Source organism: uncultured Tenacibaculum sp., assembly GCF_947499065.1.
GTDB lineage: Bacteria > Bacteroidota > Bacteroidia > Flavobacteriales > Flavobacteriaceae > Polaribacter.
Map to the genome: position 1 here is coordinate 48,432 of NZ_CANMMT010000016.1, position 15,364 is coordinate 63,795.

A 15,364-nucleotide genomic window follows, 5' to 3' on the forward strand; every position below is an offset into this window, starting at 1 on the left:
CAATTGTATGGCTCTTAGGTTTCATAGTTTATTCAAAGCATTTTTCCCATTTAAAACTTTAAGGTAGCACCTATTAAAAAGTTTCTAGTTGCTTGAGGATAATATCCAGAACCATCCACAGTTTTAGTAGTACCAGGGTTAGTCCAATCATCGTCATACGTATAATAATAACCTCTATCTACATACTCTTTGTTAAAAATATTGTTTATCAAAGCAGTAAATACAACCGATTTAAATATTTTATTTATTTGAATTTCATAGACAAAATTTAAATCACCTGTATAAAACCCTTCTAATACATCTAAATCAGAAACTCTACTATCTAAATTACTCATAAACTGTTTTCCAACATATTTATATAAGAAAGCTAATTGTAAGTTTTTTAATGGTTTGTATACAAATGCATTTCCGAAAACAATATCTGGAGAAAAAGTAATTGTAGTGTTTCCTAAGTTTTGTAAAACTCCGTCAATTTTAGCGTGATAATCTCTATTGATGTTTTTACTAAAAGCAATGTTTGGGCGCATAGAAATTTGTTCAGATAATTTAAGATCAGCATCTATTTCTATACCTAATCTATAACTGCTACCACTAGAAGCTCTTAAAGGTTCTCCTGTGTTAGGATCAATAGCTCCTGTTAAAATTAATTGGTTTTGGTAATCCATATAATATACATTGGTATTTATCTTAGCTACAGGAGTAGATAAACGCCAACCTAATTCGTAATCGTCTAAGCTTTCATGTTTAGAATTTCCTCCTTCAAAGTCATTTCTATTTGGTTCTCTATTTGCTTTTGCATACGAAACATATAAACTATGCTCATCATTCACTTTATATGTTAAACCAGCTTTAGGATTAAAGAAGTTATAATCTTTGTCTACATTAATAGGAACTCTATCAGAAGTTAAACCAGAGGTTTTATAATTAACAAACCTTCCTTGAATATCTACAAAAGCTTTTAAGTTATCGGTAACATTAAAAGTAGCTTTAGAAAAAATACTTAAATCTGTTTTTTTTGAAGCACTATCATAGTAGTGATCTCTAATATTTACATTAGGAGCTAAATCGCTTCCCCAAATTACTTCTCCGTAATGATCGTTATCATATTTACTATAAGAACCACCAGTAATAATTTCTAAATTATCTTTTTTATATGTTACGTTTCCGTTTGCAACATAGAAATGGTTATCTAACCATCTTCTTACGATAACATCACTTCCGTCAACAATTAAATTGTTATAATCAGCAGCATTTCTACCAGCTTTGAATTGTTCAAAATAACCTTTACCACGTGTATAGTTTAAACCAATATTAGTAGACCAATTTTTGTTGATTTTTTCATTCCAGTGTAATTGGTAGTGGTCTTGTTGATAGTTATCAGTTTCGTTATCGTATGTATAAGGATTGAATCTTCTGTTTGTTTGTAATTGTTTAAGATCAATTCCTGCCCAAGCTTGGAAAGTTTTTTCTTTACCTCCAAAAACTAAAGCTTTAATTAAAGTATTATCATCTGTATAACTTCCTTGTAAAAAGTACGATTTTAAATCGGTAAAAGCTTTATCAATATATCCATCAGAATAGATGTTAGATAAACGTCCAGCAAATTCGAAATGCTCGTTTACTTTACCAGTAGTAAATTTTACAGTGTGTTTTCTAGTTCCATAAGAACCAAAAGAGTTAGAAATTTCTCCACCAGCTTCTTCAGCAACAGCATCAGTTAATATATTTAAACTAGCCCCAAATGCACCAGAACCGTTTGTTGAGGTACCCACACCACGTTGTAATTGTAAACTTTGAGTAGAAGAAGCAAAGTCTCCCATATTTACCCAGAATGTACCTTGGCTTTCAGCATCGTTATATGGAATACCATTTACAGTAACATTTACACGAGAAGCATCAGAACCACGAACTCGAATGTACGTATAACCAATACCAGCACCTGCATCAGAAGAAGAAACAACGTTTGGTAAATAATTCATTAAAATAGGAATGTCTTGTCCTAAGTTACGTTTTGCAATTTCTTTCTTAGTTAAATTAGAATGCGTTACAGGAGCATCAGCCTTTACACGTACTGCTGATACTAATACTTCATCTAAAACATTTGCATCAGATGTTAATTGAAAGTTTACTGTTTGGTTAGCTGTAATATCAACTTTTTGAGTTATGGTTTTAAAACCAACATACGAAACGGTAACATTATAGGTTCCTTTGGCAAGGCTTAATTTAAAACCTCCTTCAAAATCGGAAGAAGTTCCTTTTTTTAAGCTTTTTACAGCAACAGTTGCCCCTACAAGAGGTTCTTGTTGGCTATTCACTACTTTACCAGATAGGATAAAGTTTTGAGAATTTGCATTAAACGCTGCAAATAATAGCATTAGAGAAGATAAAATCTTCATTTTTTTAATAAAAGACATAGGTCTCATTTTTTCTAAAATAAAATTGAATAAAAAGAGGTAATTATTCGTTGTTTTGGTTTGAATAATTGTTTGGTTATTACAGAGTCTTATAATGAAGATATTACTTCATTAGTATTAATTATAAGGTAAATTTACCTCACTTTGTAATAACAATTAAATCCCTAAACAGCATTACCTGTTCTAGGTTCATTGGGTATGATCTCAGCCTATATTGGGCACCCCTTTACGAGAACGGTGCAAAGGTAAAGCGGTTTTTTATAATAGCATACAAACAATTGAGAATTTTTCTAAATAATCAGTTATTTTATAGAAGTAAAATGCTAGTCGAGCCTTGGTTTCTTTCGAAGTGTTTTTTTTAGTGAATGCTGCTTTTTGTTTTCTGCCTTTTTTAAGATTGAACTTCTACTAGGTTTAGTAGCTTTTCTAATCTTAGGTTTCTTTAAACCTTGTTTTATGATGTCAAGAAAACGTTTTATAGCAAGTTCTTTATTGGCGTGTTGACTTCTAGTTTCATCACAAAAAAGAACGAGCGTATGTTCTTTCGTTAAACGATTAGAGAGGTTCTTAACCAATAGCTGTTTTTCTTCAGAAGATAAAAATTTAGAGTTTTCTAAATCGAAAGTTAATTCAATTTTAGAAGAGACTTTATTCACATGTTGACCACCAGCACCAGAACTACGAATAGCTTTAAAGTTTAATTCTTTTAGTAGTTCTGGGATATACATATTATAAAGAATAATCGGTAGTATCTATATTCTGATGCATAAAATGCATGTCTAAATCTGTTAAGGTATCAGAAAAAGAATATAAGTTTTCTTTCTTAGAAAGTATTTCATCAATAATCTCTACTGCCTTTTTAAAACGTGTTTCTTTATCTCCTTTCAATAAAACATAAGGACGATTGTATTTCTTTAAAGTGTTTTCAAAAGCAGTAAACATTTCTAAACGTTGTTCAGGTCTGTCGCGTAAATCGTCAGCTTCCCAAGGAGTATCAATGTAGGTTAAGAAATAAATATCGTAGGTGTTTTCAACAGCAGCTTCATCAAGAATAGGGTCTACAAAACCTCCATAATATTCTTCAGAGTATACTTTAGTTTCTAATAAGTCGGTATCACAAATTAAAATTTTATCCGCTTTTTTAGCTAAATCGTTTTCTAATTTTATTTGACCCTTTGCAATAGGAATAATATCTTTTTGTTCACAAACTTTACGTTCGTTGTTCCATTTGTCTTGTAAATAATCACGTGCAAATTCAGGAGCCCAAACGGTATTATAATGACGCGCTAATTGCCCTGAAAGTGTAGTTTTTCCAGTGCTTTCTGGTCCGAATAAAACAACCTTTACAAGGTTGATGTTTTGTTGTCTAAGTGCTTTTTCCATGCTAAGTAACCTGAAACGGCAATAAAGGTAAAAATTAAATATTGAAAACTAGTAAAAGTGAATCCTTTGTATAGATATAGTGGTATAGAAATTAAATCTCCAATAATCCAATAGATCCAGTTTTCTATTTTTCTTCTCGCCATTAACCACATTCCAACAAAAAATACGGCAGTGGTAATGGTGTCTACATATGCTGTCCAATTATTCCATTTGTCGAAATAAGTGTATACACCATACACAAAAACTAGAGTTGTTATAAAAATAATAATACTTGTTTTCTTTTCCTTCGTTGTTGTTCTCGATATAGGGGTAACATGAGTTTCATCAACCCTACGAGTCCAAATATACCAACCATAAACACTCATGATAAAATAATATCCATTAATCATCATATCTCCTAATAGTTGCCATTTGAGTAATAAGTAAACAAATATAGAAGTGCTAATCATTCCGGTAGGGAAAACCCAAATTTTATTCTGTTTAGAATACCAAACAGATAGAAAACCGAAAATAACAGCTATAATTTCTAGCCAAACATCTAAAGGGTCATAAGTGGCGTATTGTCCAAAAAGGAAATCAAAAATTTGGCTCATAATCGCTACGGTCAGATTTTACAATTTTCATTAATAAGATTCCATTATCTATCAATTCAAATGAATTTTTTAATTCGGAAGTAATTAATTGCATTACTTTATCATAGTCACCATACACTTGAGTACTTAAAGGATTTTCAAGAATGGTTAATCCAGATGCTCTTAACTTTTTTATAAAGTCGATAATAGGCTGTTCAAACTCATTTTGAAGAGGAGTCAAAGTCAATTCAACAGATATTTTCATTGTAAAAATAAATTAGGAGAACAAAGATAGTGTAGTATGCTATAATATAGGTTTTTAAAAATCCTAAATTTTAACTAGCATACACACAAGTAAACCCTTCCGTTTCTAAGAAGTGAATATCGTATTCAGAAGTTACACCTTCGTATAAAATTTTACCGGTAGTTTGATTGGTGTCAAAAGAGAAGTCTTCTATATAAATGTTTTCTAAGAAGAGTAATTTTTTCTTTCCATAAATTTTATACAAACTTTCTTTAGCGCCCCAAACAATAGTTAATTTACTCACCAAAGCATCGTGGTTGGCTATCGATTTATATTCTTCAATAGGAGTAAATTTATGTGCAATTTTTACAATTTTGTCGCGTTGCTTCTCAATGTCTATTCCTACAGGCTTTTTACTCGAAATGATAATACCCGAAAAAGTAAAAGAATGTGTAATAGAAATAAAGTTTCCGTCTTTTAAATGTGGTTTACCATACTCATCATAGACTAAATCGGCATCAGTATAACCTACTTCTTTTAGCAATTGACGAACACTTAAAAAGCCTCTTCTGTGTAAATCAGACTTCATGTTATTAACACGTTCAGAGCTACTTTGCGTAAGTTCAATGTCTTTAGATAAATCTTCAAAAGACTCTTCAATCTTCCAAATCAATACTTTAGAAGTGTCGTTTACCGTTAATGTTTTGTGAATAGGCATATTTTAGAAAGTTATTTCGTAATTTTGCGATTCAAAAATTTAGATACATAAATATACAAAAATATGAGCACAAAAACCGCTGCATACGTTCCTTACAAAGTTAAAGATATTTCTTTAGCTGATTGGGGAAGAAAAGAAATTAAATTGGCAGAAGCTGAAATGCCAGGTTTAATGAGTTTACGTGAAGAATATAAAGATGAGCAACCATTAAAGGGAGCAAGAATTGCAGGATGTTTACACATGACGATTCAAACTGCGGTTTTAATTGAAACTTTACAAGCTTTAGGAGCTGAGGTTACTTGGAGTTCTTGTAATATTTTTTCTACACAAGATCAAGCTGCTGCTGCAATTGCTGCTGCTGGAACGCCAGTATACGCTTGGAAAGATATGACTGAAGAAGAGTTTGATTGGTGTATTGAACAAACATTATTCTTTGGAGAAGATAAGCAACCATTAAATATGATTTTAGATGATGGTGGAGATTTAACTAACATGGTGTTAGATAAATATCCTGAGTTAGCAGAAGGAATCAACGGATTGTCTGAAGAAACAACTACAGGAGTTCACCGTTTATACGAAAGAGTAAAGAACGGAACTTTACCAATGCCAGCAATTAACGTTAACGATTCTGTTACTAAATCTAAATTTGATAACAAATATGGATGTAAAGAATCTGCTGTTGATGCAATTCGTAGAGCAACTGATATTATGTTAGCAGGTAAGCGTGTAACTGTTTGTGGTTATGGAGATGTAGGTAAAGGTACTGCTGCTTCTTTTAAAGGAGCTGGTTCTATTGTAACTGTTACTGAGATTGATCCAATTTGTGCTTTACAAGCTGCTATGGACGGTTTTGAAGTTAAGAAATTAGAAACTGTTGTTGGAAATTCTGATATTATTATTACTACTACAGGAAATAAAGATATCGTTCAAGGACGTCATTTCGAAGCGATGAAAGATAAAGCAATTGTTTGTAACATTGGACACTTTGATAATGAAATTGACATGGCTTGGTTAAATGAGAACTATGGTGATACTAAAGATACTATTAAGCCTCAGGTAGATAAATATAACGTTAATGGAAACGATATTATTATTTTAGCAGAAGGACGTTTAGTAAACTTAGGATGTGCTACAGGTCACCCAAGTTTTGTAATGTCTAACTCATTTACAAACCAGACATTAGCTCAAATTGAGTTATGGAACAATGCTGATGCATACAAGAACGAAGTATACATGTTACCAAAGCACTTAGATGAGAAAGTAGCAAAATTACACTTAGCTAAAATTGGTGTAGAGTTAACTGAATTACGTGAAGAGCAAGCATCTTATATTGGAGTAACTGTTGAAGGTCCGTTTAAACCGGAACACTACAGATACTAAAATATATAGTATAGAAATAGAAAAAGGTTCGTATGAAAATACGAACCTTTTTTATTTACTTTCTGATTAAACTAAAGCTGCCTTTTTTTGTAATTACTATACCTTTTGGGTCAGTAAGTTCAGCATAAAACCAATAGTCATTAGAAGGTAGTTTTACTCCATCAGAAGTACCATCCCATCCAGAACTATCTATAGATAAAGTTTTTAATAGCTTACCAAAACGATTATAAATTTTTACATTTCCATTTTTGTAAAAGCTTTTTCCTATACCTAAAATATGCCAAGTATCATTAACACCATCTTGATTTGGAGTAAAAAACTTAGGATAACTAATTATAGAAATTACAAAGGACTGTACACCACACTTATTTATATCTTTTATAAGTATAGTATAAATACCACCTCTTAAATTATCAAAAAAAGGAACTTTTTGAAAATCATATATTGTATTTGAATTAGAATCTAATAAACTGAATTCATAATTTCCTGAACCAATATTTGAGGTGTTTATTTTAATACTATTATTCTCTGAATCATCGGTGATTTCTAAATCATTAACAGTAATTGAAGAAATACTAGACTCTATTACTTGAATGCTTTTTGTGTCGGATTCACAACCAAAATTAGAAATAGCTGTTACAAAATAGTTTCCTCCTTTGGATGCTTTGGCTTTTATATCATTACTAATAATATTACCATTTTCATCTTTCCATGTATAATAATAATTTCCTTTAGGATTTAGTACTGTCATGTCTATTGATGAATTAATATTAGTACAAATAATGGTTTGAGTATCTAATTCGAAATAAGGCTTTTCATTAACAATAAAATCAATAGTTGTTTCATTAAAACATAATGAATATTTAGGGTTTTCAACCCTCACTCTTATAGTTTGTGTTGAAGAAGTAAAAGGGTTTGGCAATGGACTAGGCAAAGGGTTATTATTTTCATCAAAATATTTTACTACCATGCCTGTCTGATTTCCTAGTAAAGTATTTTCTATTGCTGAAGTATCAAAACTTTCAATGCCATCAAAATCACGATCACATTTTTTTTGTGCAGGAACTCTACTTAAAGTAGGTGTTGTATTAACTAGAAAGTTAATTAATGTTTCATCATAACATTGACCATTAGGGACTTTTGATACTGTATTTAAAACTCTAGCTGTAACTGTTTGTGTAGAGGTAGAAAAAGGGTTAGGTAGTGGACTAGGCAAAGGATTATTATCCTTATCAAAATATTTTACAGTTACATTAGTTTGATTACCAATAATTGTTTTATGAATAGTAGATGTGTCAAAATCAAATATTCCATCTTTATCATTATCACATTCTGGGTTTATTGTTACCGAATTTGCAATAGGAGGTTTTTCTACATTTAATGTAATATGATGTCCTAAAGCTAAACAATCATTATTTAGTTTATTGTCTACTCTTATGTAAATATTTTGACTATTAGGCGATTCGGTATTTTGATGATTACTAATGTTTGTTATCTCATTTGACTCAGATAAAGCATCATTTTCATTTTTATAATATTTTATAATCAAGTCTTGATTACTTGGAAATAAATTGATTACTTCTTGAGTAACAGAACTAAAATCAAACGACGCAATTCCGTCTTTAGTGTCTGTACCATTATCACATTGATAAAAAATCTTTGAAAAAGAGTTTGGAATTTGAGTGGTAGAAATAATTAAATTCACTTCACTAATATTAAAGCATCCATTGTTATTTTCAACTCTTGCCCAAACCTTATCATTACTTATTACCTGATTTGTATAAGTAGAGGGATTTAATATAGGGTCAATATTATTTTCGGCAAGATTCTTCTCTTTAAAAAAAGTAATAGTATAATTTTCTGAATTAGATATTATTTTAGTTTTTGTTTCGTTTAAATTAAAACTAGTAAATCCATTAATGTCTTCATTGTCACATTGTTTTAATGTAATTGAATTAATTGAGTTAGGTAAATCCATAACATTAATAATAAAAGAAGTTGTACCAGATTTTGATGAGTCAGATAAATGTTTTGCTTTTATATAAATAGTTTCTTTTTGTGTTGAGTTTATATAAACTTTTGGATTAGAAATTAGTTTTGTTAGGTTTTTATCTTTATAATATGATATTTGATAATCCGATAAAGTTTCATTAATTAAAATTTCATTTTCGTTTTGGGTTAAATCAATTTGAATAATTCCATCAGAATTAGTACCAAAAGAAATGTTATCACAAATCGATAATGGTGGGATATTTTGATTGATAGTATTACCGAGTATAAGACTACATTTCTCGTTAAATCTAGTTATTGTTCCTTCATATTCATTACCATCACTTGTCTTAATAATATGCCCAAAGTTTTGATATTCTTGAGAAGAATTAGAGTTAAAGTATAAATTTCTACTCAAATAATAATTTTCATTAATAGAACTCTTAAAAAAACCACTTATTCTTCCCCAAAAACTTGAGTCTTTATTAATTCCGTTAGTTATAACACGTTTTATATTTCCATCAAAATCATAAACAGTTAAAAAATAGTCACTAGAATAAAAGGATCCTTGGATATGATTACCATCTGTACTCAAGAATTTTACATCTTCAATTTGATTTCCAAAAGCAGCTACAGAACCTATTGTTATTACTTCGTTTTCAGATATTATTGTTTTATACCCAGTTCCAGAATAAGAATGTGCTGCACCTTTAATCCATTCACAGATACCCTTATTATTTACTTTGGCAATAAAAAAAGTACCAACGTTTTCAGAGGTGATAGTTCCATCAGTATTTTCGAAGATATGATTAACATCTTTTCTCCATCTATCATTTGATCCAGATATGTAAGAATTTCCTGCATCATCCACAATTGTAGACCAAGCTGTTACACCATTAATTTTAGAATCATTCAATAAACTTTTTACACTCCATAAAAATTCACCATTTCTATTAAATTTTATTAAAAATGTTTTCGTGTCAACACCAGCCCAATTAATAGTGTTTGGATTGTTAGTTTTTCCTGCTGAATATATTTCTACTTTTGAACTACAATAACCAGTTACATATACATTATTGTTTTTATCATTTCCAATATCTATTAAAAATTCACTGTTTGGTCCAGAGGTTTTAATAGCTGTATACCAAATTAATTTTCCTTCAGGGTTTATTTTTAAAACTCCCCGATTAACATAGTTACTATTGTTACCCATTGTTTCAAAGTGAGATAAACTATTGGTTTGAATTCCGTTTAAATAAAAATTAAACTTAGTATTATTGTAAGCCAAAATATCTCCACTCAGTAGGATATTATTATCATTATCAATATTTATTTTTTTGCTATAAACATTATCAATAATAATATACCACAAGATTTCTCCGTTTTCATTGAGTTTAATTATAAAGCCTCCATATAAAAGGTTAGTTGAGTTTTTAAAAGTTATTTCTGTTCCTTTAGAGTCAAAAAAAGTACCATCAAAAGAATGTCCAATCACATATATATTTCCTTCTTTGTCTTCTGAAGATCCAAACATAACATCTCTATATGAAGTAGTGCTTTTTTCAGTATACACAACCCATTTAAGATTTCCATTGTAATCATGTTTTGTCAAATAACTTCCATCTTTATCTTTTAAATTATTATAAGTATTATTGTCATTTGAATCAAAAACTTGTTTGTTGTATTGGCCTGTAGTTAAAAAACCATTACTTACTTCTTGTAAATCAGTTGTTTGAGGGTCGTGGTAGCCAGGGAATTCATTATTGTTATATTGACCATTATATATATCAACACTATTGTGAATTAATGTCCAGCAATTATTGTTGTTTTGTGCGTTGAGAAAAAAACTGAATAAAAACGCAAGAAAGTATAACTTCTTTTTCATAGCTAATGTTTTTAGAATGGCAAATATAAGATTCTGAATATAATTTATAAACTATGTAAATAATAAAAACCGCAACTTTTGTTGCGGTTTTTATTATTATTTATAATAGAATAAGAAGTTTTATTCTGTAGGAATACGTTCATCAACCATTTTTAAAGGCATATCATCCATTAGGTCTATCATATCTAAAATATCTCTTACTTTTTCTTCCTCTTCAGCTTGTTCAGTAACAAACCATTGTAAAAAGATTTCAGAAGTAAAATCGCTTACTTTTCTTGCAGTTTTAAATGCATGGTGAATAGATTTTGTTACTTCAATTTCTGCATCTAAAGAAGCTTCAAAAACTGCTCGTAAACTTTCATATTCATGAGTAATAGTATCTACAGTTGGAGATAAAGCACTACCACCATTATCATTAACAAATTTGAATATTTTCATCATATGTGCTCTTTCTTCTTCTGCTTGGTTATAAAAGTAAGTAGCACTATTTCTAAGTTCTCTTTGATCGCACCATGATGCCATTGCTAAATATTTAGAAGAGGCTTTTTGCTCCATCATTATTTGATGGTTTAGCAAATCCACTACCTCTACATCTAAAATCATATCTCTTCTTATTGCTGTTTCCATATTATCTTATTTTTAGTGTTGCTGGTAACTAGGATAAAGATACAGAATAAATAGCCTTAAAAAAGGAGAGGAGCTTAATTTAAAAATAGTCTTAGTAAAGGTCTATTTTTATTTAAAAGCAGATAATACAGTTTCTCTTAACTCTAAAATTTGAGGTACATCTAGTAATAAAAGATGCTTATTATCGGCAGCAAAAAGAAGTATAAAATTATCTCCTTCAATAATATTTTCTATTAATTCATATGAAGAATAGTGAAGTATCTTTTTTCGAAATGCTAATAATTGACAAAAAGTAAAATCAATTACTTTATAACCCAAATCTAATTGGTAGCAGTTGCGATCTTCACAAGAGATTTTGTATAAGGTTTCTTTTACTGAAAAATTCATGCAGCAAAGATAATTATTTTTAATGAATCTAAAGAAGAATAACTGAAAGTAATAAAATAAAAAGCTCGTCAATTGACGAGCTTTTTATTTTTAAATATACTATTGAATTAGATCTTTAAAGATGTAAATAACTCAATTAATTTTGGACTAGATGGTCTAGGAGCATTTGCAGTAACAATTTTTCCTTGAGGGTCAATTAAAATAAAACGAGGGATACTGTTCACTCTATAAGCATCAGCAAAAGTTTTATCTCTTTTCGAGTATAGTTGAATTCCTGATAAGTTTTTATCAGCAACCATTTTTTTCCAAGTTTCATAATCTCTTTCGCTATCAACAGAAATACTTACAAATTCAATGTTTTTACCATGGAATTGTTTCTCAACTTTTTGTAAGTAAGGAATTTCTCGTTTACAAGGATTACACCATGTAGCCCACATATCTATATAAACATATTTACCTTTTAAATCATCTAAAGAAGTGGTCCCTCCTTTATAATTTTCATAATCCACAAATTTAGGAGATTCAGCACCTTGAGCTAATTTAGTGGTAACATATAAATTATTAGCATGAGTTTTTTTTACATATTGGGTTAAACCATTAATGTTTTTCTCTTGAGCTGCAACAAAAGCAGAATCTAGTTTTGTTTCTTTAATTCTTTTATTAAAGGCATCAACAAAAGCGTTTATTTTAGTGTCAAACTCTTTTTGAGGTAAATTAAAAAGCGATTGATTTTTAAAAAGTTCTTGTTCTAGTAAAGTAGATTTAGCTAAAAAACTACTTTCTGAAGCTCCTTCACCTGTATAAGCGATACTTTCATAAAACTCATTTCCATTTAAGGTCATGTTAATTATAGCACCATTTTTCAAATATAAAGCAGTAGATTTTTGTCCGTCAAAAAGACGATAAAATCCATTTTTGACATTCATTGTGTCTTTAAACATCCCTTGGTCATCAACTTTAATAGTACGACTAAATTTTAATTGAGGATTAGAAATTAATATAGAATCAGAGTTTTTATTGGTGATTTTTCCTGAAAAAGTAACATAATTGTTAGGTTCTTTTTTACAAGAAACAATAGTCATGGCAACAGCCAGTAAATAAACTATTTTTTTCATTAGTTGTTAAGTTTAATTTAAGGTTTGTAGCGTACTAAATTACTAATTTTAAATTTAGAATAACGGGAGTGCTAAATTACCCTAACCAACCTTCTCTATCTAAACTTCTATATTGGATAGCTTCTGAGATATGATGTGATTGAATATCATTAGATAAAGCCAAATCGGCAATAGTACGAGAAACTTTTAAAATTCGATCATAAGCTCTTGCAGAAAGACTTAGTTTTTCCATAGCTCTTTTTAGTAACTCATTACTTTCTTCTGATAATTTACAAAATTCACGAATTTGCTTTACATTCATTTGAGCATTATAATGAATAGTATCAAAAGAAGAAAATCGTTTAGTTTGGATTTCTCTAGCTTTTACAACTCTTTTTCTAATTTCAACACTTGTCTCACTTTTTACATCTTCTGATAGTTTTTTAAAAGGAACAGGGGTTACTTCGATATGAATATCAATTCTATCCAATAAAGGGCCAGAGATTTTACTTAAATAACGTTGCATTTCTGCAGGCGATGAATTTGCAGGAGAGTTACCATCATTGAAATATCCAGAAGGACTAGGGTTCATGCTAGCAACAAGCATAAAACTACTTGGATAATTTACAGTAAATCGAGCTCTAGATATAGTTACTTCTCTATCTTCTAATGGTTGTCGCATTACTTCTAAAACGCCACGTTTAAATTCAGGTAATTCATCTAAAAAGAGGACGCCATTATGTGCAAGTGATATTTCTCCTGGTTGTGGTAAATTATTTCCGCCACCAATAAGAGCAATATCGGAACAACTATGATGAGGTGATCTAAAAGGACGATTATATTGAAGTCCAGAATTTTTTATTTTACCTACAACAGAATGTATTTTTGTTGTTTCTAATGCTTCTTGTAAAGTCATAGGAGGTAATATAGATGGAAGTCTTTTAGCTAACATTGTTTTTCCTGCCCCTGGAGGTCCAATTAAAATAATATTATGTCCACCAGCTGCTGCTATTTCCATGCATCTTTTAATACTTTCCTGTCCTTTTACATCAGAAAAATCAAATTCAGAAGTATTTGTTCGATTATCAAACTCGGCTTGGGTGTTAATACAAGTAGCTTTTAACTGTTCAATACCATTAAAATGATTAATTACTTCCATGATATTATGTACACCAAAGACTTCAATGCCATCTACAATTGCAGCTTCTTTTGCATTTTCTTGAGGTAAAATAAAATATTTAAAGCCTTCTTCTCGAGCTTTAATAGCAATAGGTAAGGCTCCTTTTATAGGTTGTAAACTTCCATCTAAAGAAAGTTCTCCCATAATAACATACTTATCTATACCTTCAAATTGTATTTGATTAGAAGCGGCAAGTATTCCTATAGCTAAAGTTAAATCGTAAGCTGCTCCTTCTTTTCTAATATCTGCAGGAGCCATATTAACTATAATTTTTTTACCAGGGAATTTATAACCGTTATTGTGTAGTGCAGCTGAAATTCGGTAAGAACTTTCCCGTACAGCATTGTCGGGTAAGCCAACAAGATGATAGCCAATTCCTTTATCAATATTTACTTCAACAATTATTATGGTGGCATCAATGCCAAAAACAGCACTTCCATAGACTTTTACTAACATAGCTTTTTTCTTTTTTGTTAAAGATAAAGAATTTTTTTGAAGGTTTATTTTATGCTTTTTTGTATAAGTGAAATTCTTTCTATAACTTTCAAGTCGTAAAATTAAAGTTATGAGTTAGTTAATAGAATATTATTTAGTCTATTATGAAATTAGATCCCCCGAAACTATATTATTATGGAAAAAGAGAAAAAATCTACATTGATTGTAGATAGTTGTCCGCTTATATGTGAAAAATATAAAGAAATATTAACCCCTTTTAAAGATACCGAGATTTACTTGTTCAATATCGATGTAGCCTATAATTATGAAGGAGCGTTTGATGTTGTTAAAAGAATAATAGAAACAGAGTCATATTTAGACTTTATTATCTTAGAGTTAAAACTCCCACCTACGGAAGATAAAAGAATATTATCAGGTTTGGATTTTGGAATTTTGGTTAGAAAACTATTGCCCACAACCAAACTAATTGTATCAACTTCATGCAATGATAATTATATGGTACATAGTATTTTTAAAAATCTAAACCCTGAAGGTTTTTTAATTAAAAAAGACTTAACTTCTGATAGTTTTCAAGAGGCCATAGCCTCTGTGGTAAGCGAAACACCTTATTATAGTAGAACTGTTTTAAAGTTGTTGAGAAAAAAGATTTCAAATGAATATTTATTAGATTCTATGGATAGGAAAATATTGTACGAATTGTCCATAGGTTCAAGAATGAAAGACCTACCTAATTATATACCCCTTTCTGTAGCGAGTATTGAAAAGAGAAAGCGTCAATTACGTAAAGTTTTTGGTGTTAAAAATAAGGGAGACAGGGAGTTAATATTGAAGGCGAGAGAGATAGGTGTTATATAAAATAATAAAAAGTAAGGTAAAACCTTACTTTTTTTATGGTTTTTTAGAGGTTTTTTTGAAGGTTTAAAAATAGCTTTGGAGAAAACTAAAAATAGCTACTCTAAAAAATATAACTTTTGAAAGACACATTAATCAATTTAGTACAAAGATTATTACGAAAAAATCGCATATCCTTTGACA

13 protein-coding genes and 1 riboswitch are annotated in these 15,364 nt (G+C 29.9%); of the genes, 2 read left to right on the forward strand and 11 right to left on the reverse strand.

Annotated elements, in window-relative coordinates; genetic code table 11:
- Window positions 1-50 precede the first annotated feature (50 nt).
- The 6 genes from Q0958_RS18590 to Q0958_RS18615 form a co-directional block, all read right to left on the reverse strand.
- Window positions 51-2,396 carry a TonB-dependent receptor gene (locus tag Q0958_RS18590; protein ID WP_299125998.1) on the reverse strand — a complete coding sequence of 782 codons (2,346 nt, stop codon included), beginning with the start codon at window positions 2,394-2,396 and terminating at the stop codon, window positions 51-53.
- Between the two features lie 161 nt (window positions 2,397-2,557).
- Window positions 2,558-2,650: riboswitch (TPP riboswitch) on the reverse strand.
- A gap of 87 nt (window positions 2,651-2,737) precedes the next feature.
- Window positions 2,738-3,142 carry an alternative ribosome rescue aminoacyl-tRNA hydrolase ArfB gene (arfB, locus tag Q0958_RS18595; RefSeq protein WP_299126001.1) on the reverse strand — a complete coding sequence of 135 codons (405 nt, stop codon included), beginning with the start codon at window positions 3,140-3,142 and terminating at the stop codon, window positions 2,738-2,740.
- Between the two features lies 1 nt (window position 3,143).
- Window positions 3,144-3,797, reverse strand: a complete 654-nt coding sequence (locus Q0958_RS18600; protein WP_299126003.1) for an ATP-binding protein — start codon at window positions 3,795-3,797, stop codon at window positions 3,144-3,146.
- Window positions 3,758-4,390 carry a nicotinamide riboside transporter PnuC gene (gene pnuC / locus Q0958_RS18605; protein ID WP_299126005.1) on the reverse strand — a complete coding sequence of 211 codons (633 nt, stop codon included), beginning with the start codon at window positions 4,388-4,390 and terminating at the stop codon, window positions 3,758-3,760. Before pnuC ends, Q0958_RS18600 begins: the two co-directional genes overlap by 40 nt.
- The gene (locus Q0958_RS18610) at window positions 4,374-4,634 is read right to left on the reverse strand and encodes a thiamine-binding protein (RefSeq protein ID WP_272151282.1); all 261 of its coding nucleotides are present in this window, start codon (window positions 4,632-4,634) and stop codon (window positions 4,374-4,376) included. Before Q0958_RS18610 ends, pnuC begins: the two co-directional genes overlap by 17 nt.
- Window positions 4,635-4,704: 70 nt before the next feature.
- Entirely contained in the window at window positions 4,705-5,331 is a 627-nt protein-coding gene (locus Q0958_RS18615; protein ID WP_299126009.1) for a 4'-phosphopantetheinyl transferase superfamily protein, read from the reverse strand.
- A gap of 63 nt (window positions 5,332-5,394) precedes the next feature.
- Between Q0958_RS18615 and ahcY the strand changes: the two genes are divergently transcribed.
- Window positions 5,395-6,711 carry an adenosylhomocysteinase gene (ahcY, locus tag Q0958_RS18620; RefSeq protein WP_299126010.1) on the forward strand — a complete coding sequence of 439 codons (1,317 nt, stop codon included), beginning with the start codon at window positions 5,395-5,397 and terminating at the stop codon, window positions 6,709-6,711.
- Between the two features lie 55 nt (window positions 6,712-6,766).
- Here ahcY and Q0958_RS18625 read toward each other — a convergent pair whose 3' ends face one another.
- The 5 genes from Q0958_RS18625 to Q0958_RS18645 form a co-directional block, all read right to left on the reverse strand.
- Entirely contained in the window at window positions 6,767-10,585 is a 3,819-nt protein-coding gene (locus Q0958_RS18625) for a T9SS type B sorting domain-containing protein (RefSeq protein ID WP_299126012.1), read from the reverse strand.
- A gap of 120 nt (window positions 10,586-10,705) precedes the next feature.
- Window positions 10,706-11,212: a ferritin gene (locus Q0958_RS18630; RefSeq protein ID WP_299126015.1), complete on the reverse strand. Its 507-nt coding sequence runs from the start codon at window positions 11,210-11,212 to the stop codon at window positions 10,706-10,708.
- 108 nt (window positions 11,213-11,320) lie between these two features.
- The gene (locus tag Q0958_RS18635; protein ID WP_299126017.1) at window positions 11,321-11,599 is read right to left on the reverse strand and encodes a hypothetical protein; all 279 of its coding nucleotides are present in this window, start codon (window positions 11,597-11,599) and stop codon (window positions 11,321-11,323) included.
- 107 nt (window positions 11,600-11,706) lie between these two features.
- The gene (locus tag Q0958_RS18640) at window positions 11,707-12,714 is read right to left on the reverse strand and encodes a TlpA disulfide reductase family protein (protein ID WP_299126019.1); all 1,008 of its coding nucleotides are present in this window, start codon (window positions 12,712-12,714) and stop codon (window positions 11,707-11,709) included.
- A 76-nt stretch (window positions 12,715-12,790) separates the two neighbouring features.
- Window positions 12,791-14,329: a YifB family Mg chelatase-like AAA ATPase gene (locus tag Q0958_RS18645; RefSeq protein WP_299126021.1), complete on the reverse strand. Its 1,539-nt coding sequence runs from the start codon at window positions 14,327-14,329 to the stop codon at window positions 12,791-12,793.
- Between the two features lie 174 nt (window positions 14,330-14,503).
- Here Q0958_RS18645 and Q0958_RS18650 point away from each other — a divergent pair, with 174 nt between their 5' ends.
- Window positions 14,504-15,184 carry a DNA-binding response regulator gene (locus Q0958_RS18650; RefSeq protein WP_235275157.1) on the forward strand — a complete coding sequence of 227 codons (681 nt, stop codon included), beginning with the start codon at window positions 14,504-14,506 and terminating at the stop codon, window positions 15,182-15,184.
- Window positions 15,185-15,364 lie beyond the last annotated feature (180 nt).

Coding starts and splice junctions, on each gene's coding strand:
- ahcY (WP_299126010.1), top strand. CDS start 5,395: ATGAGCACAAAAACCGCTGCATACGTTCCTTACAAAGTTAAAGATATT.
- Q0958_RS18625 (WP_299126012.1), bottom strand. CDS start 10,585: ATGAAAAAGAAGTTATACTTTCTTGCGTTTTTATTCAGTTTTTTTCTC.
- Q0958_RS18645 (WP_299126021.1), bottom strand. CDS start 14,329: ATGTTAGTAAAAGTCTATGGAAGTGCTGTTTTTGGCATTGATGCCACC.
- Q0958_RS18630 (WP_299126015.1), bottom strand. CDS start 11,212: ATGGAAACAGCAATAAGAAGAGATATGATTTTAGATGTAGAGGTAGTG.
- Q0958_RS18610 (WP_272151282.1), bottom strand. CDS start 4,634: ATGAAAATATCTGTTGAATTGACTTTGACTCCTCTTCAAAATGAGTTT.
- Q0958_RS18600 (WP_299126003.1), bottom strand. CDS start 3,797: ATGGAAAAAGCACTTAGACAACAAAACATCAACCTTGTAAAGGTTGTT.
- Q0958_RS18640 (WP_299126019.1), bottom strand. CDS start 12,714: ATGAAAAAAATAGTTTATTTACTGGCTGTTGCCATGACTATTGTTTCT.
- Q0958_RS18650 (WP_235275157.1), top strand. CDS start 14,504: ATGGAAAAAGAGAAAAAATCTACATTGATTGTAGATAGTTGTCCGCTT.
- pnuC (WP_299126005.1), bottom strand. CDS start 4,390: ATGAGCCAAATTTTTGATTTCCTTTTTGGACAATACGCCACTTATGAC.
- Q0958_RS18590 (WP_299125998.1), bottom strand. CDS start 2,396: ATGAAGATTTTATCTTCTCTAATGCTATTATTTGCAGCGTTTAATGCA.
- Q0958_RS18615 (WP_299126009.1), bottom strand. CDS start 5,331: ATGCCTATTCACAAAACATTAACGGTAAACGACACTTCTAAAGTATTG.
- arfB (WP_299126001.1), bottom strand. CDS start 3,142: ATGTATATCCCAGAACTACTAAAAGAATTAAACTTTAAAGCTATTCGT.
- Q0958_RS18635 (WP_299126017.1), bottom strand. CDS start 11,599: ATGAATTTTTCAGTAAAAGAAACCTTATACAAAATCTCTTGTGAAGAT.